Annotated in this window: 17 protein-coding genes; 7 read left to right on the top strand and 10 right to left on the bottom strand. The window is 73.4% G+C overall.

The features are described 5' to 3' along the window. Positions 1-156 precede the first annotated feature (156 nt). The 3 genes from HA039_RS26250 to HA039_RS26240 all read right to left on the bottom strand — a co-directional run bounded on the left by HA039_RS26250 (position 157) and on the right by HA039_RS26240 (position 4,077). Positions 157-723, bottom strand: coding sequence for a TerD family protein (locus HA039_RS26250; RefSeq protein WP_167037641.1), 567 nt, complete (start codon positions 721-723; stop codon positions 157-159). Positions 724-918: 195 nt separating this feature from the next. Next, positions 919-3,066 carry an excinuclease ABC subunit UvrB gene (gene uvrB, locus HA039_RS26245; RefSeq protein WP_167033828.1) on the bottom strand — a complete coding sequence of 716 codons (2,148 nt, stop codon included), beginning with the start codon at positions 3,064-3,066 and terminating at the stop codon, positions 919-921. A gap of 114 nt (positions 3,067-3,180) precedes the next feature. Beyond that, complete coding sequence (locus HA039_RS26240; protein ID WP_243869755.1) at positions 3,181-4,077, bottom strand: MHYT domain-containing protein; 897 nt, start codon at positions 4,075-4,077, stop codon at positions 3,181-3,183. A gap of 201 nt (positions 4,078-4,278) precedes the next feature. On the opposite strand from HA039_RS26240, the gene HA039_RS26235 reads away from it, so the two are divergent. From HA039_RS26235 to HA039_RS26215, 5 genes are all read left to right on the top strand, one after another. Beyond that, entirely contained in the window at positions 4,279-5,214 is a 936-nt protein-coding gene (locus HA039_RS26235; RefSeq protein ID WP_167033827.1) for a glycerophosphodiester phosphodiesterase, read from the top strand. 168 nt (positions 5,215-5,382) lie between these two features. Next, the gene (fdhA, locus tag HA039_RS26230) at positions 5,383-6,612 is read left to right on the top strand and encodes a formaldehyde dehydrogenase, glutathione-independent (RefSeq protein ID WP_167033826.1); all 1,230 of its coding nucleotides are present in this window, start codon (positions 5,383-5,385) and stop codon (positions 6,610-6,612) included. A gap of 84 nt (positions 6,613-6,696) precedes the next feature. Continuing rightward, positions 6,697-7,605, top strand: coding sequence for a pseudouridine-5'-phosphate glycosidase (locus tag HA039_RS26225; RefSeq protein ID WP_167033825.1), 909 nt, complete (start codon positions 6,697-6,699; stop codon positions 7,603-7,605). Further along, the gene (locus HA039_RS26220; RefSeq protein WP_167033824.1) at positions 7,599-8,555 is read left to right on the top strand and encodes a carbohydrate kinase family protein; all 957 of its coding nucleotides are present in this window, start codon (positions 7,599-7,601) and stop codon (positions 8,553-8,555) included. Before HA039_RS26225 ends, HA039_RS26220 begins: the two co-directional genes overlap by 7 nt. Before the next feature lie 102 nt (positions 8,556-8,657). Beyond that, complete coding sequence (locus tag HA039_RS26215; protein WP_167033823.1) at positions 8,658-9,098, top strand: SRPBCC family protein; 441 nt, start codon at positions 8,658-8,660, stop codon at positions 9,096-9,098. Between the two features lie 49 nt (positions 9,099-9,147). On the opposite strand, the gene HA039_RS26210 is transcribed toward HA039_RS26215, so the two are convergent. The 3 genes from HA039_RS26210 to HA039_RS26200 form a co-directional block, all read right to left on the bottom strand. Continuing rightward, positions 9,148-9,786, bottom strand: a complete 639-nt coding sequence (locus HA039_RS26210) for a nucleoside/nucleotide kinase family protein (protein WP_167033822.1) — start codon at positions 9,784-9,786, stop codon at positions 9,148-9,150. A 27-nt stretch (positions 9,787-9,813) separates the two neighbouring features. Further along, positions 9,814-10,329 carry a cupin domain-containing protein gene (locus HA039_RS26205; RefSeq protein ID WP_167033821.1) on the bottom strand — a complete coding sequence of 172 codons (516 nt, stop codon included), beginning with the start codon at positions 10,327-10,329 and terminating at the stop codon, positions 9,814-9,816. Positions 10,330-10,479: 150 nt separating this feature from the next. Then, positions 10,480-11,202 carry a winged helix-turn-helix transcriptional regulator gene (locus HA039_RS26200; protein WP_167033820.1) on the bottom strand — a complete coding sequence of 241 codons (723 nt, stop codon included), beginning with the start codon at positions 11,200-11,202 and terminating at the stop codon, positions 10,480-10,482. A gap of 87 nt (positions 11,203-11,289) precedes the next feature. Here HA039_RS26200 and HA039_RS26195 point away from each other — a divergent pair, with 87 nt between their 5' ends. Continuing rightward, complete coding sequence (locus tag HA039_RS26195; protein WP_167033819.1) at positions 11,290-12,501, top strand: pyridoxal phosphate-dependent aminotransferase; 1,212 nt, start codon at positions 11,290-11,292, stop codon at positions 12,499-12,501. A gap of 408 nt (positions 12,502-12,909) precedes the next feature. Here the strand turns inward: HA039_RS26195 and HA039_RS26190 are convergent, their stop codons facing one another. Further along, a complete protein-coding gene (locus HA039_RS26190; RefSeq protein WP_161313156.1) occupies positions 12,910-13,641 on the bottom strand; it encodes a DUF7873 family protein in 732 nt (243 codons plus the stop codon). A gap of 175 nt (positions 13,642-13,816) precedes the next feature. Between HA039_RS26190 and HA039_RS26185 the strand changes: the two genes are divergently transcribed. Further along, entirely contained in the window at positions 13,817-14,257 is a 441-nt protein-coding gene (locus HA039_RS26185) for a VOC family protein (RefSeq protein ID WP_167033818.1), read from the top strand. 60 nt (positions 14,258-14,317) lie between these two features. Here the strand turns inward: HA039_RS26185 and HA039_RS26180 are convergent, their stop codons facing one another. The 3 genes from HA039_RS26180 to HA039_RS26170 form a co-directional block, all read right to left on the bottom strand. After that, positions 14,318-15,553 carry a cytochrome P450 family protein gene (locus HA039_RS26180; protein WP_167033817.1) on the bottom strand — a complete coding sequence of 412 codons (1,236 nt, stop codon included), beginning with the start codon at positions 15,551-15,553 and terminating at the stop codon, positions 14,318-14,320. A 79-nt stretch (positions 15,554-15,632) separates the two neighbouring features. Further along, entirely contained in the window at positions 15,633-16,943 is a 1,311-nt protein-coding gene (locus HA039_RS26175; RefSeq protein WP_167033816.1) for an SWIM zinc finger family protein, read from the bottom strand. Beyond that, on the bottom strand, positions 16,940-20,113 hold the full coding sequence (locus HA039_RS26170; RefSeq protein WP_167033815.1) for a DEAD/DEAH box helicase: 3,174 nt from the start codon (positions 20,111-20,113) through the stop codon (positions 16,940-16,942). Before HA039_RS26170 ends, HA039_RS26175 begins: the two co-directional genes overlap by 4 nt. Positions 20,114-20,157: the final 44 nt, after the last annotated feature.

Here is a 20,157-nt window from a genome sequence, read left to right as displayed (position 1 = left end):
TGGTGCGGTGTGGGTGGTGCCGTGTGAGCGGTGCGGTGCGGGTGGCAACGGTGCAGCTCCCGGCGGCCGTGGCCTGCCTCCGGGAGCTGCGTGTGCCGGTACGTACCGTGCGTGTGGTGTCGGCGATCCGATCCGCGGCCTGATCCGCGGGTCGCTCTACAGGTGCGGCAGGATCGACGGCATCAGGTCCTGGAACGTGCGGCCGTTGGCCGGATTCCCGAGGGCCGTCATCTGCCATCCGGCGCCGGCGCGGTGCACCTTCGCCATGATCTGCGCGGTGTACTGCCCGCCGCCGTCCAGCGTGTAGCGGGCGAGCTCCTGGCCGTTGGTCTCGTCGACGATGCGGCAGAAGGCGTTCTGCACCTCCTGGAACGTCTGTCCGGTGAACGAGTTCACCGTGAAGACGATCTGGTCGATGTGGACCGGGATCCGCTGGAGGTCCACGAGGATGGCCTCGTCGTCCCCGCCCTGTCCCGCGCCGCCGACCAGGTTGTCGCCGGTGTGCTTCACCGAGCCGTCGTCGCTGACGAGGTGACGGAAGAACACCACGTCGACCGGCTGCTTGTCGGCGAACAGCACCGCAGAGGCGTCCAGGTCGATCTCACGGGTGCGGGAGCCGAACAGGCCCCGGCGCGGGGCGGCCTGCCAGCCCAGCCCCATGCGCACCGCGGTCAGGGTGCCCCCGCCCCGCTTCTCCAGGCTGATGGCCTGACCCTTGGTCAGGTTGACCCCAGGGCCCCCGGGCGCACTGCCCTTGGATACGTCCACCACGCGCTGTCCCCTCTCGAATGGTTCCCCCGCAACCGTCCGTGTGCGGTTGCGCAGCACCCTACGCAGTCACGTCGTCGCAACAGGAGACATGGGCCGTTTTTGTGTCGGTCTTGCAACACATCGCACGGCCCGCCGCCCCCCGGGTCGTCAGACCTGTCCCGCCTCCCTCATCTGCCGCAACTCCTTCTTCAGCTCGCCCACTTCGTCGCGCAGCCGCGCGGCGACCTCGAACTGGAGCTCCGCCGCCGCGGCCCGCATCCGGTCGGTCATCTCCTGGATGATCCCGGCCAGTTCCTCGGCGGGGCGGTCGGTGAGCACCGCGCCCTGGGCGGCCGCCCTGCCGCCCTTGCCGCCCTTCGCGGCGGTCGCGGCCTTCCCGCCGAGCGACGGTACGGGGGCCTTGGCCGCCTTGCCGTCCTTCCCCTGCCGGTAGCCCGTGCCGAGCAGGGCCTCCGTGTCGATCTCCTCGCGGGCGATCGTCGCGACGATGTCGTTGATCTTCTTGCGCAGGGGCTGGGGGTCGAGGCCGCGCTCGGTGTTGTACGCGACCTGCTTCTCCCGGCGGCGGTTGGTCTCGTCGATGGCCTGGGCCATCGCCGGGGTGATCGTGTCCGCGTACATGTGGACCTGCCCGGACACGTTGCGCGCCGCCCGGCCGATGGTCTGGATCAGGGAGGTGCCCGACCGGAGGAAGCCCTGCTTGTCGGCGTCGAGGATCGCGACCAACGACACCTCGGGCAGGTCGAGCCCCTCACGCAGGAGGTTGATGCCGACGAGGACGTCGTACTCCCCGGAGCGCAGCTCGCGCAGCAGCTCGACGCGGCGCAGGGTGTCGACGTCGCTGTGCAGGTAGCGGACCTGGATGCCCAGTTCGAGGAAGTACTCCGTGAGGTCCTCGGCCATCTTCTTGGTGAGGGTGGTGACCAGGACGCGTTCGTCCTTCTCCGTGCGCTTGCGGATCTCGTGCACCAGGTCGTCGATCTGGCCCTCGGTGGGCTTGACGACGACCTCGGGGTCGATGAGCCCGGTGGGGCGGATGATCTGCTCCACGAAGCCGTCGCCGCGCGACAGCTCGTACTTCCCGGGGGTGGCGGAGAGGTAGACGGTCTGGCCGATGCGCTTCTGGAACTCCTCCCACTTGAGGGGCCGGTTGTCCAGCGCGGACGGGAGGCGGAATCCGTGGTCGACGAGGGTCCGCTTGCGGGACGCGTCGCCCTCGTACATCGCGCCGATCTGCGGCACCGTCACGTGCGACTCGTCGATGACGAGCAGGAAGTCCTCGGGGAAGTAGTCGAGGAGGGTGTTGGGGGCGGTGCCGGGGCCGCGGTCGTCGAAGTGCATCGAGTAGTTCTCGATCCCCGAGCAGGAGCCGATCTGGCGCATCATCTCGATGTCGTACGTCGTCCGCATGCGCAGGCGCTGGGACTCCAGGAGCTTGCCCTGCTTGTCCAGCTCGGCGAGCCGGGTCTCCAGCTCGCGCTCGATGCCGTTGACCGCCTTCTCCATGCGCTCGGGCCCCGCCACGTAGTGGCTGGCCGGGAAGACGTACAGCTCGTTGTCCTCGCTGATGACCTCGCCGGTGAGCGGGTGGAGGGTGGTCAGCGCCTCGATCTCGTCGCCGAACATCTCGATGCGGACGGCCAGCTCCTCGTACACCGGGAAGATCTCGATGGTGTCGCCGCGCACCCGGAACGTGCCGCGCGCGAACGCGACGTCGTTGCGGGTGTACTGGATCTCCACGAAGCGGCGCAGGAGCTGGTCCCGGTCGATCGTGTCGCCGACCTTGAGCGGCACCATCCGGTCCACGTACTCCTGCGGCGTACCGAGGCCGTAGATGCAGGACACCGAGGCGACCACGATCACGTCCCGCCGCGTGAGCAGGGAGTTCGTCGCCGAGTGGCGGAGCCTTTCGACCTCCTCGTTGATCGAGGAGTCCTTCTCGATGTAGGTGTCCGACTGCGGGACGTACGCCTCGGGCTGGTAGTAGTCGTAGTACGACACGAAGTACTCGACCGCGTTGTTCGGCAGGAGCTCGCGGAACTCGTTCGCCAGCTGGGCGGCCAGGGTCTTGTTCGGAGCCATCACCAGCGTGGGCCGCTGGAGCTTCTCGATCATCCAGGCCGTGGTCGCCGACTTGCCGGTGCCGGTCGCGCCGAGCAGGACGACGTCCTTCTCGCCGGCGCGGACGCGCTTCTCCAGGTCGGCGATGGCCGTCGGCTGGTCGCCGCTGGGCTGGTAGGAACTGACGACCTCGAAAGGCGCCACCGTACGTTCGATCTGGGAAACAGGCCGCATGGATCAACCGTACGGCCCCGCACTGACAGTCGGGATCGCACCGCCGTGACCTGCGCCGACGCTCTCAGGTCGGCCGGGAGGCGCGGGGGCGGGCGGCGCGCGGCGGGCGGCCGGTCACCAGTCGTGGAAGTCCGGGGAGCCGGCGCGGGGGGTCCTGGCGGGCGTCCGCTCGCGGTCGCCTTCGGGAGCCCACGGGGTGGTCCCGGACGGGCCCCGGTCCGCCCGGCGCGGGCGGGTCCGCTGCCGGGGGACGCCGACGCGCCCGCAGGGGCCGTGGCGGCGGGAGGCGGCGCGGCGCCGCTCGCCCAGCAGGACGACGGCGGTGACCAGCAGGACCAGCCCGGGGACCACCAGCAGGGCGGCGAGGAAGCCGGTCGGCGAGGTGGCCTCGCCCCCGGCGCCGGGCGCGCCGACCCGGACCCGCACCGCCGCCATCCCGGCGTAGTGCATCCCGGTCGCCGCGCCGCCCATCACCGCTCCCGCGGCCAGGGTGGGCGGGAGCCCCCGGCGCGAGACGACGAGCCACAGCGCGGTGGTCGCGCCGACGACGCCGATCAGGACGGAGAGCGCGACGGTCGAGGTGTCGTACTCCAGGCGCCCGGGCAGCCGGACGGCGTCCATGCCGAGGTAGTGCGTGGTGGCGAGCGCGAGTCCGGTGACCGTACCGCCGGTGACGAGGGCCAGCGGCGTGGATCCGCGGTATCCGACGACGAAGATCCCGGCGGCGGCCATCACACTCCCGACGACCGGGCAGGCGAGCGTCGTGAACCTGTCGTAGCCGACCGGCATCCCCTCCACGGTGAAGCCGGTCATCGCGACGAGGTACATGCCCCAGACACCGGAGCCGAGCGCGGCGGCGCCCAGTGCCAGTCGGCCCGGCGTCCAAGGACGGGAGGTACGGAGGGAGTGCGCGGCGCAGAGCAGGCCGAGCGCGGCGCCGAGGCAGGCCACCAGAAGCGCCGCCACGACCGTGCCGGGACCGTGGCTGAATCCGTCGATCGTCCCCTGCATAGCGGTATGCCCCTTCGCCCCTGGTGCGCCCTGTGCTCCCTGTGCGGAAGCCCCGGCCCGGGGCGAGGGTAGGACGGCCGGGCCGGTAAGCAAACAGTTACCCGGAGTTTTGTCGACATTGAGCCGGAAACGGCGAAAAAAGCAGGCGGGAAAGGGCTTTCTCCTGCCGCGACTTCAGGTACCAGGAGCAGAGGAGCACACATGTACGCACGCACGCCGGTGACCACGGCCGCACTGCTGGCCGCCGCGGCGCTGTTCCTGCCGGGCTGCACGACGGCGGCCCCGGCCGCGCACTCCGGCGGCGCGGCCGGGGCCCCCGTCGCACAGCCCGCCCCGGTCGTCATCGCGCACCGGGGCGCGTCCGCCTACGCGCCGGAGAACACGCTCGCCGCCGTCGACGCGGCGGCCGGCCTGGGCGTCGAGTGGGTGGAGAACGACGTCCAGCGGACCGAGGACGGGGAGCTGGTGGTCCTGCACGACACCACGCTCGCCAGGACCACCGATGTGGAGCGGGTCTTCCCCGGCCGCTCCCCGTGGAAGGTCGGGGACTTCACCGCCGCCGAGATCGCCCGGCTGGACGCCGGGAGCTGGTTCGGGCCGCGCTGGGAGGGCGTCCGGGTGCCCACGCTGAAGGAGTACCTGGGCGCCGTGGAGCGGAACCGGCAGAAGCTGCTCCTGGAGATCAAGGCCCCCGAGCTGTACCCGGGGATCGAGGCGGACATCCTGCGGGTGCTGGGGCGGGAGGGCTGGCTGGACCGCGCGCACGTGGAGGGCGGGCTCGTCGTCCAGAGCTTCGGCGCGGCGAGCCTCCGCGCGGTGCACCAGCGGCGGGCCGACCTCACGACGGGTTTCTTGGGCGCGCCCGCGGTGGCCGATCTGCCCGCGTACGCGGCGTTCGCGGACCAGATCAATCCGGCGCACGCGGCGCTCACCGGTGACTACGTGGAGGCGGTGCACCGCCTGAAGGGCCCGCACGGGAAGCCGCTACGGGTCAGTACCTGGACGGTGGACGGGACCGCGGACGCGGTACGGGTCGCGGGGCTCGGGGTGGACGGGATCATCACCAACAGGCCGGACGTGGTGCGGGACGCGGTGGGCGGCGGGGGGCCGGGCGCGGTGGAGGGCGCGGTGGGCTGAGGCGGCCGGGGCGCACACCCTCACAGGCGCTACTTTTACTCCTGTTTGCCCGCTTTGTGTACCCGGCCTAGGCTGAAAGTGATGCGGCAAACGGGCGATTCGACGTGCGGTTCGCGCCTCGCCCGCCAGAACGCGGAGAGCCCAAGGGCGAAGGGACGGCGAGCGGGCATGGCTGGAGGAAACGCGGCGGTCACGTATCTCAAGCCGGGCGAGGTGGAGGTCAGGACCACCGACTACCCGACACTCGAATTGCTGGACGGCCCCGGAGTGGATCCGGCGAACGCCGGCCGCACCTGCCGGCACGGGGTCATCCTGAAGGTCCTCGCGACCAACATCTGCGGCAGTGACCAGCACATGGTGCGCGGGCGCACGACGGCTCCCGAGGGATTGATCCTCGGGCACGAGATCACCGGCGAGGTCGTGGAACGCGGCCCCGACGTGGAGTTCATCGACGTGGGCGACGTGGTGTCGGTGCCGTTCAACATCGCCTGCGGGCGGTGTCGTAACTGCAAGGAGGGCCAGACCAGCATCTGCCTCAACGTCAACCCGTCCCGGGCCGGCGGCGCCTACGGCTACGTCGACATGGGCGGCTGGGTCGGCGGGCAGGCCCGCTACGTCATGGTGCCGTACGCGGACTTCAACCTGCTGCGCTTCCCCGACCGGGACGCCGCGCGGGAGAAGCTGCTCGACCTGACGATGCTGACGGACATCCTGCCGACCGGCTACCACGGCGCGGTGACCGCGGGGGTGGGCGTCGGTTCGACGGTGTACGTCGCCGGCGCCGGCCCGGTCGGACTGGCGGCCGCGGCGGCGTCGCAGTTGCTCGGGTCCGCGGTGGTCATCGTCGCGGACTTCAACACCGAACGCCTGGCGCAGGCCCGCAGCTTCGGCTGCGAGACGGTCGACCTCGCCCAGGGCCCGGCCGAGGAGCAAGTGGCGCAGATCCTGGGCGTGCCCGAGGTGGACTCGGCGATCGACGCGGTCGGGTTCGAGGCCAAGTCCCACGGCCGGGACTCCGACGACGCCCCGGCCACCGTGCTCAACTCGCTGATGGGCTTGGTCAGGGCGGGTGGCGCGCTCGGCATCCCGGGCCTGTACGTCACGGAGGACCCGCGCGGCATCGACTCGGACGCGCAGTCCGGCACGCTGCGGGTGCGGCTGGGGCTCGGCTGGGCGAAGAGCCACACGTTCTCGACCGGCCAGACGCCGGTGATGAAGTACCACCGGGCCCTGGCGATGGCGATCCTGCACGACCGGATCCACATCGCCAAGGCGGTCAACGCGACGATCCTCCCGCTGGAGGACGCGCCGTTCGGGTACGAGGAGTTCGACAAGGGTGTCAGCCGGAAGTACGTGCTGAACCCGAACGGGGCGCTGGACGGGGCCGAGGCGGCCTGACGGCTGCCTCCCGGACCGGGGCCGACGGGCCCGCGCGACGTCGTGGACGTTTGCGCGGGCCCGTCGTGTGCCAGGGATGGGGTCATGTCAGACACCACCACGCACCTGTCCCCCGAGGTACGGGACGCGCTCGCCGGGCGCCGTCCCGTCGTCGCGCTGGAATCGACCATCATCGCGCACGGGCTGCCGCGCCCGCGCAATCTGGCCGTGGCCCACGAGCTGGAGGAGCTCGTACGGTCCGGCGGGGCCGTCCCCGCGACGGTGGCCGTGCTGGACGGGCGGGCCCATGTGGGCCTGAGCAAGGACCAGTTGGAGCGGGTCGCCGGGGACACCTCCGTACGGAAGCTCGGTCATCGCGACCTGGCGCCGGCGCTCGCGGCACGGGCGAGCGGGGCGACGACGGTCTCCGCGACGGCGTTCCTCGCCGCGCGGGCGGGGATCCGGGTGTTCGCGACGGGCGGGCTCGGCGGCGTCCACCGCGGCTGGACCGAGACCCAGGACGAGTCGGCCGACCTGCGGCTCCTGGCGCGGACCCGGATCACGGTGGTCTGCGCGGGGGTGAAGTCGATCCTCGACGTGCCGGCGACGCTGCAACGGCTGGAGACGCTGGGCGTCGGCATCCTCGGGTACGGGACGTCGCACTTTCCCGGCTTCTACCTGTCGTCCTCGGGCGAGCCCGTCGACTGGACGGTCCGTACGCCGGACGAGGTGGCGGCGGTGATGCGCGCCCAGGACGCGCTGGGCGGGCCCGAGGCGGCGATCGTGGTCGCCAACCCCGTACCGGAGTCGGAGCAGTTGGACCCGGAGCTGCACGACAGGGTGCTGGCGGAGGCGCTGGAGGCGTGCCGGGAACGGGGGGTGACGGGGCAGGCCGTCACGCCGTTCCTGCTGGAGCGCCTGGTGCGCGGGACCGGGGGTGCGTCGCTGGAGGCCAACCTGGCGGCGGTACGCGGGAACGTGCGCCTGGCGGCGGCGATCGCGGGGGCGTGGTGAGGGGGCGTTCGGGTGGGGGTGCGGAGGGGGGTGGGCGTGGGTTGCTGGTGGTCGGGGACGTGGTCACCGATGTGGTGGCGCGCCACCGGTCGCCCCTGGCGCGCGGCACGGACACGACGGCCGACATCCGCCTCCTGCCGGGCGGCGCGGGGGCGAACGCGGCCTGCTGGGCGGCCCGTTGGGGGTGCGCGGACGTACGCCTGCTCGGCCGGGTGGGGACGGACGCGCGGGCGTGGCACGAGGCGTCGCTGCGGGAGGCGGGGGTCCGGCCGCGGCTGGTCGTGGACGACGAGGCGCCGACCGCCACGGTCATCTCGCTGGTGGACGCCTCCGCGGAACGGACCTTCCTCACCGACGGCGGCGCGTCGACGCGCCTGACCGCCGACGATTGGTCGCCCTCGATGCTGGACGGCGTCGGGCGGCTGCACCTGTCGGGCTACCTGTACTTCTCCGGGCCCGGCCGGGGGACGGCGGCCGCCGCGCTGGCCTCGGCGCGGGAGCGGGGCGTCGCGGTGAGTGTGGACCCGGCGTCGGTGGCGTTCGTCGGGGAGCTGGGCGTGGAGCGCTTCCTGGCGGCGACCACGGGCGCGGAAACGCTTCTCCCCAACGCCGACGAGGCGAGGCTCCTCACCGGGCTGGCGGACGCCGGGGCGGCGGCGGCCGCGCTGAGCCGGCGGGTGCCGGTGGCGGTGGTGACCCTGGGCGCGGCGGGCGCGCTGGTGGCCGAGGCGGGCGAGGTGACGGCCCGGGTGGCCCCGGTCGCGGCCCTCGCGGTCGACTCGACGGGCGCGGGCGACGCCTTCACGGGCGCCTACCTGGCGGCGCGCCTGGCGGGCGCGGACCCGCCGGAGGCCGCCGGGGAGGGCTGCCGGGCGGGCGCGGCGGCGGTGACCCGGGCGGGGGGCAGGCCGGGCCGGGAAGGGGGTCCCGCGGCCGGTTTCGCGGGGTGACGGGCGCCCGGGCGAAAAGGGGCGCGGCGGACCGATGAGTTTCGGGAGCCGTACGCGTCTACCTCGTACAACAGCCGGACCAGAGCGAACAGGGAGCACGGGATGAGCACGGAACAGCACACGGGCGAGGGTTTCTCCTACACCTTGGAGCGGACGCTCGACGTCCCCGCGGCGGCGGTGTGGGACGCCTGGACCGTCCCGGAGTCCTACGCGCAGTGGGCCTACGCCGCCCCGGGGACCGTCGAGATGGACGTACGGCCCGGTGGGGCGTGGAAGGCGACGATGGTGACCCCGGACGGCGCGGAGTTCCCGCTGACCGGTTCGTACGCCGAGGTCGACAGGAACCGGCGCCTGGTGACCGGCATGGACGTGCCGGGGAGGAGCGAGCAGGCGCTCATGACGCTCGAACTCGACGAGCGGGGCGCCGGCACGCACCTCGTGCTGAGCCAGACGTGCGACACGGCGGAGGAGCGCGACGGGGCCGAGCAGGGCTCCACGATGCTCCTGGACAGCCTGACGGCCTTCCTCGGGACCGCGCGCTGAACGAGGGCTGCGTGCGCCGGGGCCGTCCGCCGGGGTCGTCCGCCAGGGTCTAGGGCAGGCCGCCCCAGGCGGGGTGGCGGGGGTCGTCGGCCCGTACCACCACGTCGGCCGCCGAGGACGGGTCGACCTCCTCGTCGTACCGCTGGAAGGCGGGCAGCGTCCAGCGCTCGGAGTCGGCCGTCCGGCGGCGCAGGGCGTTCGGCGACAGGCCCAGGTGCACGGTGAGGTCGAACGGGAACCAGTGGCCCAGCAGGAACGGACCGTGTGTCACCAGTACGCCGCCGGGCGGGAGTTCGCGGGGCGCGCTGCGGGTGGCCCGGTCCGTGAGCGGGTCCCACAGGTCGGGCAGGACCTGTCCGCTGCCGCCCGGGTCCAGCGGTCCGAAGACCTCGCGCCAGAGCGCGCCGGTGTCGAACCACCCCTGGTAGTACGTGTCGGGGTCCTCGCGGCCGTACTCGTACCGCAGCGACGCCGGGCGCAGGAACCCGGCCGTGTCGATCACGAGGACCGACCTGCCGCGCAACCGCAGCGCGTCGGCGAGCGCGGCGGCGGGGGCGGCGGTCCCCGCGGCCGGCGCGCCGTCGACGGCGACGCGCAGCCACGGACCGCCGTCGGCCGGCGCCGTCTTCAGCACCCGCTCGGCCAGGGCGTCGGTCAGCCTGTCCCAGGTGATCGCTTCGAGTCGCACCCGTTCATCATCGGTCACCCCCGGCACTCACGCGTGCGCGCACCCCGGGGGTTCCGCGTCCTCGGACAGCGCGCTGCCGGCCGGCAGCAGGTAGGTGACGTACAGGACGACCGGCTCGGTGCCCAGGTTGCGGCCGATGTGGCGGTGCCGCGCCCCGGAGGGTTCGACGAACGACTTCCCGGCCGGGGTCTCCTCGACCGAGCAGTCGTCCAGGGTCCTGGTGAGTGTGCCGGACTGCACGACGGCGATCAGCTGGCCCCGGTGGTAGTGCCAGCCGGTGGAGCCGCCCGGCGCGACGGTGATGGTCCGCACGACCACGTCCGTCCGCCCCTTGGTCCGCACCTTCACGGTGCCGTCCGAGGTTCCCTGGGCCAGGATCGTGCCCGTGACGCCGCTGCCCGGTGTGGCGAGCGCGGCGGACGGCACCACCGCGAGCGCGGCCACCGACGCGGTGACCAGCGCCGCCCGGCCGGAACGGGCCGCGCGGGGCCACCGTGCCGCCCACCGGGGGCCTGCCGCGCGCCGTCTGCTCCAAGCTCTCATGGCTCCTCCAACTCATCTGCGGAGAGGCGGAGTTGAATCCCGGAGTCGAGTCCCGGAGAGTCCCCTCCGCCGACGACCGTGCCCAATCCGGTCACGCTACTCGATCCGCGCACACGGTCCGTCCGCTTCCCGCGACTTCGCGTGGCCGTGTCACGCGCCGCGCAGCGCCTTCGCGAGGGGGCCGTCGCCCGACACCTCGATCCGGCCGTCCCGTACCGCGTCGGCGAGCGCGAGCGTCCCGGCGCCCACCGCGCGGCAGGTGTCGGCGTCCAGGACGAGGCGGGCGTCGGGGGCGTCGGCGGGCCCGTCTCCGTACGCGACCGGGTTCGCGGCCGGGTCCGCGGCCCGATCCACGGCCTGATCCGCGACTGGGCCCGGTGCCCCGCCGCCCAGCCGGACGTGGAACACCCCCTCGTCCAGCCGCACTTCCACCACACCCTCCGCCCCGGCCCCCGCGCCCGCCGCGCACGCGGCGAGCACCGGCATCAGCGGTACGGCGAACCAGTGCGCCCGTACGGCGTCGGTGGGGCGGCGCTCGGCCAGGGCCGGCGCCCCCCACCGCGCCAGCGCGGTGAGCACCGGCAGCAACTCCCGCCCACGCTCGGTGAGTTCGTACACGACCGCAGCGGCCGGCGGGGGCAGCTTGCGGCGCGTGGCCAGTTCGTCGCGCTCCATGTCCTTGAGCCGCGACGCCAGCACGTCCGTGCTGACGCCGGGCAGATCGGCGTGCAGATCGGTGTAGCGGCGGGGGCCCGCCAGGAGTTCACGGACGATCAGCAGGGTCCAGCGGTCGCCCACGGCGTCGAGGGCGCGCGCGGCGGAACAGTACTGGTCGTAGCTTCGGCGGCGTGGCATGCGTCGCAGTCTAGACATGTTGTTGGACTTTCCAAGCGGACACTTGGTAAAACCAAGTGTCGCAAGAATCGCCCGAAGGTCGAACGAGGTCTGGGAGCCCACCGCATGGAATTCCGGCAGTCGAGCAAGCTCAGCGAGGTCTGTTACGAGATCCGCGGCCCGGTCATCGAGCAGGCCGACGCCCTGGAGGAGGCGGGCCACAGCGTCCTGCGCCTCAACACCGGCAACCCCGCGGCCTTCGGCTTCGAGGCGCCGGAGGAGATCGTCCAGGACATGATCAGGATGCTGCCGAAGGCCCACGGCTACACGGACTCGCGCGGGATCCTCTCCGCCCGCCGCGCCGTCGCCCAGCGCTACCAGACCCTGGGCCTGACCGAGGTGACCGTCGACGACGTCTTCCTCGGCAACGGCGTGTCCGAACTGGTCTCCATGGCGGTGCAGGCGCTGCTGGAGGACGGGGACGAAGTCCTCATCCCCGCACCGGACTTCCCGCTCTGGACGGCCGTGACGACCCTGGCCGGGGGCCGGGCCGTGCACTACCTCTGCGACGAGTCCGCGGAGTGGTACCCGGATCTGGAGGACATGGCGGCCAAGATCACCGACCGGACCAAGGCCGTCGTGATCATCAACCCCAACAACCCCACCGGCGCGGTCTATCCGCGCGAGATCGTCGAGGGCATCCTCGACCTGGCGCGCCGCCACCAGCTGATGGTGTTCGCCGACGAGATCTACGACCAGATCCTCTACGACGACGCGGTGCACCACAGCGCGGCCGCCCTCGCCCCCGACCTGGTGGTGCTCACGTTCTGCGGGCTGTCGAAGACGTACCGCGTGGCGGGTTTCCGCTCCGGCTGGCTGGTCGTGACGGGGCCCAAGCAGCACGCCCGCAGCTATCTGGAGGGCCTGACCATGCTGGCGTCGATGCGGCTGTGCCCCAACGCGCCCGCGCAGTACGCCATTCAGGCCGCGCTCGGCGGGCGGCAGTCCATCCACGAGCTGACGGCGCCGGGCGGGCGGCTGCGCGAACAGCGCGACCGCGCCTGGGAGAAGCTGAACGAGATCCCCGGCGTCTCGTGCGTCAAGCCGAAGGGCGCGCTGTACGCGTTCCCGCGCCTCGATCCGAAGGTGCACCGCATCCACGACGACGAACGGTTCGTGCTGGACCTGCTGTTGCGCGAGAAGATCCAGGTGGTGCAGGGCACGGGCTTCAACTGGTCCCGCCCGGACCACTTCCGGATCCTGACCCTGCCGTACGCCGACGATCTCGACGCGGCGATCAGCCGTATCGGCCGCTTCCTGGGCGGCTACCGGCAGTGAGGCCGGGAACGGGAGCGGGCTCGGGAGCGTAGCCGGCTCCCGAGCCCTGTGAGTGCCACCATGTGCACACGCCGGCACACTTGAGGACTCAGGTCAGCATGATGTCGTCGCGTCCTGCCTTTGGACCACCGCGCATCGAGCTGCGCAGACCGGAATTGAACCGGCATTTCGACGTCCGGGGCCTGAGTCCGGTCGATCCGGCGATCGGTGGCGAATGCTGAGTCTGGAGCAATAGTCTGAGATTGATCGCGGTCTGCCTCTGCCAGTTGGGCCACCGAGGCAGGAAGTGCCACGGGGAGGACTCGAACCTCCACAGGAACCGCGCCTTTCACGACAAGCCTCAGTTTCAGCTTGCGCTCCTCGCGCACCCCGGCCGGCGTCTGTGCGTCAGCCGGGGAATCAATGAGGCTACCCGAACAGGTAGCCGAACACGGCGTCACCCACCCGCTGGTCGGTGACCTCGGCGCCGTTGGCCTCCTCGCGCGCGAACTTCACGGCCTGCTGGAGCTTCTCCACCCGGTCGAGCAGTTCGTTGACCCGCCGAGCCGGCAGGGCGCCGCTGAACTTGGTCGTCGTCCAGTAGCCGACCGGGATGTCCTCGTAGTACACCTCGACCTGCGCCGGGTGCTTCTCCGTGGCCTCGGCCTTCACGTGGTTGCGCGGGACCTTCTTCGTACGGAGCGTCCGTACCGCCTCGGTCTTCCACGCGTCCGTCGACGGGTCCTGGCTCCAGGCCTCCGACGCGTCCAGCACGGGGAGCTTGCGGACGAAGGTGTTGAGGTCCGTCAGCTGCTTCTCCAGGAAGAGGAGGTACGAGACGGGCACGGCGGCCACCAACACCCGTCCGTCCACGGTGACATCGGCGCGCGCCTCGCAGTTCGCCCAGTCCTTGGTGGCGGTCACGTCGAACAGCCGCGTCAGCGACTTCGCGGTGTCACGCAGCACGTCCTCGGCCTGGACCTGGACCCGGGTCGACTCGGGCGGCAGCTGCTCGCCCTCCTCGTCCTTGGCCTGGTACGTACGGGAGATGCCGACGAGCAACGCCGGCTTCTGGAGCCCGTGATGAGCCGCCGTGAGGTCCTGGTGCGCCTTGGCCTTGACGCCTTTCTCGACCGCGATGATCTGATTGAGTTTCGCCACGACCGAGACACTAGCGACAAGTCGGCGTCCCATCGAACGATTATTCGGCGCCGCGTACCTTGCCTCCGAACTTTCCGGGATCCGGTGGCCGAGGATGTCGAGAACGGGCCACCGGCTCCGTCCCCGGTGCGTCCGCGGCCACCACCGGCCGCGCGAGGAAGAAGGAGAGAGCAGCATGGCGATTCAGCGGATGGACAACGTCGGCATCGTCGTCGAGGACATGGACGCCGCCGTCGCGTTCTTCGTGGAGCTCGGCATGGAGGTGGAGGGCCGGGCGCGGGTCGAGGGCCCTGTCGCCGACGGGTGCACCGGGCTCAAGGGCGTGCGCTGCGACATCGTGATGGTCAGGACCCCGGACGGTCACGGCCGGCTCGAACTGGCGAAGTACCTGAGCCCCGCGGCGATCGACCCAGGACCGCGCGACCGGCCGCACAACATCCTGGGCACGCACCGCGTCATGTTCGCCGTCGACGACCTGGAGGACACCGTCGCCCGCCTGCGTCCTCACGGCGCCGAACTCGTCGGCGAGATCGCCCGGTTCGAGGACAGCGTCCTGCTCTGCTACCTCCGCGGCCCGGAGGGCGTCATCGTGGGACTGGCCCAGGAACTGAACTGAGAAGGCGTACCGGCCCGCGATCCGCCGGACCCGCGACGCCCCCCGCGGTCCGTTCCGGGTTCAGAACCGTACGGGCAGCTCCCGCAGGCCGCGGGCGCGGGTGGAGGGGCGCCAGCGCAGGGTTTCGGGCGGGGCGTCCAGGGTGAGGCGGGGGAAGCGCTCCAGCAGGGCCGTGAGGGCGATCTCGGTCTCCAGGCGGGCCAGCGGGGCGCCCAGGCAGTAGTGGATGCCGTGGCCGAGGGCCAGGTGACCCGCCGTGTCGCGGTCCAGGACCAGGCGGTCGGCGTCCGGGAAGCGCCGCGGGTCGCGGTTGGCGGAGCCGAGGGAGAGCAGCACGGTCTCCCCCGCCGGTACGGTCACCCCGCCGATGGTCACGTCCTCCACCGGGAAGCGGCGCAGGGCCGTCAGCGCGGGGCTGTCGTACCGGAGGAACTCCTCGACCGCCGCGGTGGTCCTGGCCGGTTCGGCGCGCAGCGCGGCGAGTTGGGCCGGGTCGCGCAGGAGGGCGAGGGTCGCGGTCCCGATGAGCTGGATGACGTTCTCGTAGCCCGCGAAGAGGATGAGGAAGGCGAGGGACACCAACTCGTCCTCGCTCAGCCGGTCGTCGGACTCGTCCCGGGCGGCGGTCAGCGCGGACAGCAGGTCGTCGGCGGGCTCGGCCCGCTTGCGGTCGACCAGGCCGGTGAAGAACGCCAGCAGGGCGCGGACCGCGTTCTTCATCCCCTCGGGACGCGCGGGGTCCGGGGTGATCAGGTCGTCGGTCCACTCCCGGAAGTCGCGCCGGTCCTCCGGCGGTACGCCCAGCAGCTCGCAGATGACGGCGATGGGCAGCGGGGCCGCGTAGGCGGCGACCAGGTCGGCGCGGCCCGCCGGGGCCATCGCGTCGAGCAGTTCGTCGGCGGTGCGGCGGATGGGCTCCCTGAGCCTCTCGGTGCGCCGGGCGGTGAACGCCTGGACGACGAAGCGCCGGATCCGCGTGTGGTCCGGCGGGTCCATGTTGAGCAGGTTCGCGTCGAGCGCCGGCGGCAGGGAGAAGCCCTTGTAGTTGCCCGGCAGGGCGTGCCGCTTGTCGAGGGACAGCCGGGGGTCGGCAAGCGCCCGCCGCACGTCGTCGTAGCGGGTCACGAGCCACGCGGACGTCCCGTCGGACCCGGTGATCCGCCGCACGGGCGCGGTCTCGCGCAGCCGGGCGTAGACCTCGTACGGGTCGGCCAGCAGCTCGCTCGTGAGGTCGCCGGGCGCGGGGGTGCCGGGAGTGCCCGGCGCGGGGGACGGGCCGGGGGTCGAAGGTGCCATGGGACCAGCGTAGACAGGTGGGCGGGGCGGCGAGGACGCCAGTCCCGGCGGGTGGGCGGCCCGGAGGGACCGCCGTCTGTCACCGGCCGAGGAGGGCGGTGAGGGCGCCGACCGGGTCGGTGTCGGGGGTGCCTCGGGGCCACCAGTCCTCGCGGTCGCGGTCCGACTCGTAGCCGTACCAGAGGCCGTCGCGGCCGAAGCGGAGTTGGAGGACCGGGGTGGAGAGGCGGTTGCGCCAGGGGCGGAAGTGGGGGTGGTCGGCGGCGGCGAGGGCCGGGCGGGCGCGGTCGAAGGGGCCGGCCGGGGGGTCCCAGGCCTCTTCGAGGGCGGCGAGGCCCGCGAGGCCGCCCTGCCGCCAGGCCGCGACGGCGCGGGCGAGGTCGGTGGGGGTGTGGTCCGTGCCGGCGCCGAGGTCGCGGTAGAGGGCGCGGGAGGAGGCGGTCAGTCCGGAGCCGGGGTGCGCGGCGGCCAGCCGTACCGCGTCCTGCCAGGGGGTGAGCGCGCCGACCGGGTCGAGGCCGGTGGTCAGGAACGTGTGCGCGCGGGCCGCCGCCTCCGAGGCGAGGAGGTCGAGCGCGAGCGGGTCGGGGGCGCCGGGGGCCTGCGGGTAGGCGGGCGGGCGGCCGGGGCGGTCCGGGGTGCGGAAGGGCGGCGGGAGCGCGGGCAGCGTGCGGGGGGCCAGGGCGGTGGCCGCCGGGACCGTGGGCATGGGCGGCGGCGCGGCGGTCCGCTCGACGACCGAGCGGGTCGCGTTGCGGCGCGTCAGGTCGGCCAGGACCTCCAGCTCGCCGCGCCCGCGCATCAGGAACAGGACGAAGGGGTCCTTGTCCAGGAGCCGGGCCGTCTGGTAGCAGAGGGCGGCCGCGTGCTTGCACGGGTAGCCGTCGTCGGGGCAGGAGCAGTCCGGGGTGAGGTCGCCGCCGGCGGGGAGCAGGTCCGCGGTGGCGGCGAGGGCGTGCGGCATCTCCTTGTCGAGGAGGGCCGCGATGTGGTCGGGGCGGGCCGCCGCCGCGTCGAGGAGGTCCTCCCAGTCCCCGTCGTCCAGGGTGCGCAGGCGGATCTCCGTGCGGTACGGCCGGGGCCTGGAGCCGCGTACGTAGGCGGTGACGCGGCCCGGGGTGACGGTGATCGCGTCGACGTGGCCGCCGCCCGCGTACACCCGGCCGCGGCGCAGGCGGGCCGGGTCGAGGGCGGTGTCCTCCATGGACTCCACCCACGCGTTGCCCCACCAGGTGCTGGCGAACCCGCTCGCGAAGGCGCGCGCGGCCTCGTCGTCCGGGGCGCCCGCGCGGGGTGCGCCGGTGCCGTCGGCCGGGTTCCCGGGGCGGGGCGGCAGCGCCGGGAACGTACGGCGGCGGTCGTCCTGCCGCACGGCGCGCGGGGCCGTCATGTCTGCCGCCGCAGGGAGACCAGGTCGGCCAGCTCCCGGTCGGTCAGCTCGGTCAGGGCCGCCTCGCCCGAGCCGAGGACCGCGTCCGCGAGGGCGCGCTTGGCCTGGAGCATCTCGGCGATCCGGTCCTCGACCGTGCCTTCCGCGATGAGCCGGTGGACCTGGACGTGCTGGGTCTGGCCGATGCGGTACGCGCGGTCCGTGGCCTGCTCCTCCACCGCCGGGTTCCACCAGCGGTCGAAGTGGACGACATGGCCGGCGCGGGTGAGGTTGAGGCCGGTGCCCGCGGCCTTGAGGGAGAGGACGAAGACCGGGGTCTCGCCGGACTGGAACCGGTCGACCATGCGCTCGCGCTCCGCCACCGGCGTGCCGCCGTTGAGCAGTTGGGAGGGGATCGCGCGGGAGGCGAGGTGCGCGGAGAGCAGCCGCGCCATGCTCACGTACTGGGTGAAGACCAGGACGGAGCCGTCCTCCGCGAGGATCGTGTCGAGCAGCTCGTCCAGGAGGGCGAGCTTGCCGGAGCGGCCCGTCAGCCGGGCGGTGTCCTCCTTCAGATACTGCGCGGGGTGGTTGCAGATCTGCTTGAGCGCGGTGAGCAGCTTCATGACGAGGCCGCGGCGGGCGATGCCCTCGGCGGCCTCGATGGCGGCCATCGTCTCGCGGACGACCGCCTCGTACAGGGAGGCCTGTTCGCGGGTGAGGGCGACGGGGTGGTCGCTCTCGGTCTTGGGCGGCAGCTCGGGCACGATGCCGGGGTCGGACTTCTTCCTCCGGAGCAGGAACGGGCGCACGAGGCGGGCCAGCCGCTCCACGGCCTGTTCGTTGTCGGCGTCCTTGACGTCGGCCGCGCGCGCGTTCTCCACGTTCTCCACGATGCGGGCGTGGCGGGAGCGGAAGGCCTTGAGCGGGCCGAGCAGGCCGGGGGTGGTCCAGTCGAGGAGCGCCCACAGCTCGGACAGGTTGTTCTCCACGGGGGTGCCGGTGAGCGCGATCCTGGCGGGCGAGGGGATCGTGCGCAGGGCCTTGGCCGTGGAGGAGAACGGGTTCTTGACGTGCTGGGCCTCGTCGGCGACGACCATCCCCCAGTCGTGGGCGGCCAGTTCGGCGGCGCTGGAGCGCATCGTGCCGTAGGTGGTGAGGACGAAGCCGTCGCCCGCCTCGTCCAGGGAGCGTCCCGCGCCGTGGAAGCGGTGCACGGCCACGCCGGGGGCGAAGCGGGTGATCTCCCGCTGCCAGTTGCCGAGGAGCGAGGCCGGGCAGACGACCAGGGTCGGCGCCGGGTGCGCCCGGTGCAGGTGCAGGGCGATGACGGTGATGGTCTTGCCGAGGCCCATGTCGTCGGCGAGGCAGCCGCCGAGGCCGAGCGAGGTCATCAGGTCCAGCCAGGCGAGGCCGCGCAGTTGGTAGTCGCGCAGCGTGGCGGTGAGGGCGGGCGGCTGGGGCACGGCCTTCGGGCCCGCGACGAGCCGGTCGCGCAGCACGGCCAGGGCGCCCGTCGGGACGGCCGCCACCGTCTCGCCGTCGACCTCCGCCGTGCCGGTGAGGGCGATCGCGAGGGCGTCGACGGGCTCCAGGAGGCCCAGCTCCCGCTTGCGTGCCTTGCGGACGAGGGCGGGGTCGACGACCACCCACTGGTCGCGCAGCCGCACGATGGGGCGGGTGGACTCGGCGAGCGCGTCCATCTCCCGCTCGGTGAGGGCATCGCCGTCGAGCGCCACCTGCCAGTTGAACTTGAGCAGCTCCGCGCTGTCGAAGAACGGGGTGCCGTCGGTGGCGGACCCGGGGGCGGCGCGGACCACCGCCGACGCGGTGAGCGAGCGCACCAGCTCCCGGGGCCAGTGCACGGCGACCCCGGCCGCGGCGAGGCGGGCGGCGGCGGGGCCGAGCAGGTCGTACAGCTCGTCCTCGGAGAGCGACAGCGCGTCGGGGACGTCGCGCTCCAGCAGCCGTCCGAGGGGGGTCCAGACGCGTGCGGCGCGGCGCAGGGCGAGCATCGCGTCGACCCGGGCCCGGGGGCCGAAGCTCGCGTCCCCGTCGCCCGCCCACAGGCGGCCGGCGTCCAGGACGAGGGTGGGGTCGGCGAGGCTGTGGACCTGGACGAGGGCGGCGCCGGCGCGGCGCGTGATCGGGTCGGCGCCGGTGCCGGCGTCGGCGCGGCGCGGTGTCAGGGGGCCGCCGGGCCGGGAGGCGGCGGTGTCCGCCGCCTCCTCGCCCGCTCCGGTCGTGTCGAAGAGGTCGTACGCGGACAGGTCGAGGCGCAGCGACACCCGTACGCCCGCGTCCATGCCGGCCGCTGCCTCGGCGGCCCATGTCCGGGCGCCCGGCAGATGCTGGGCGGCCCGGGCGGCGAAGGGCTTCCCGGCGGCGAACGCCGCGGCGGGCGTACGGGGCAGGGCGTCCGCCACGGCGTCCAGGAACGCCCGTACCAGCGCCTCGGGGTCCGGCAGGCTGAGCCCGCGCGGGTCGGCGCCCGGACCGGTCACCCGCTCCTCCTGGCCCGTCCCCGGCTCCGGGTCCGCGACCGGTACCGCGTACGCCTCCGGAGGCATCGCGGCGGCGATCGCCCTCAGCTGCGCGATGTCGTCCGCGTCGAGCGGGCCCGCCCGCCAGGCGTCGTGGTCGGAGGCGGTGAGCCCGGGCAGCAGCCTGCCGCGCGCGGCCAGCTGGAGCGCGTGCAGCGCGGCGGCCCCCCAGCACGCCGAGGCGGGATGCGCGGACCTGTCCCGCCGGGCGCGGGCCAGCAGCGGGACGGCGTCGGCGACGGGCATCACCAGGGCGGGCACCGGACGCGCGTCGATCCGACCGTCCTCCCCGCGCCGGACGACCGTGATCTCGCCGCGCTCCGCCCGGCCCGTGATCTCGTCACCACGCGCCCGCCCCCGCGCGGCGCCGGTCCCGCCAGCGGGGCCCGGCGGAGTCCCGTCCTCGTCCGGCCAGGCGGGCAGGTCCCCCTCCGGGGCCCAGAAGGCGACGCGTCCCTCGCGGGGCAGCCCGGCGGGCAGGAAGACGGCCGCGCAACGCGTGAGACCGGGCGGCACGGACGAGGACAGGACGCCGGACGACAGGACGGACGGCGGGCCGGACACGGCACCGGACGGGGCGCCGGCAGTCCCGCCCGGCAGGGGCGCGCGGGACGACGGCCGCACGGCGGTATGCGTGATTCGCTCCATGACGCCACCTCCCTCCCACCCCAGGATCCACCCCGGGATCCGAC

This window comes from Streptomyces liangshanensis, assembly GCF_011694815.1.
GTDB lineage: Bacteria > Actinomycetota > Actinomycetes > Streptomycetales > Streptomycetaceae > Streptomyces > Streptomyces liangshanensis.
This window is presented reverse-complemented; position numbering and strand designations above follow the sequence as displayed.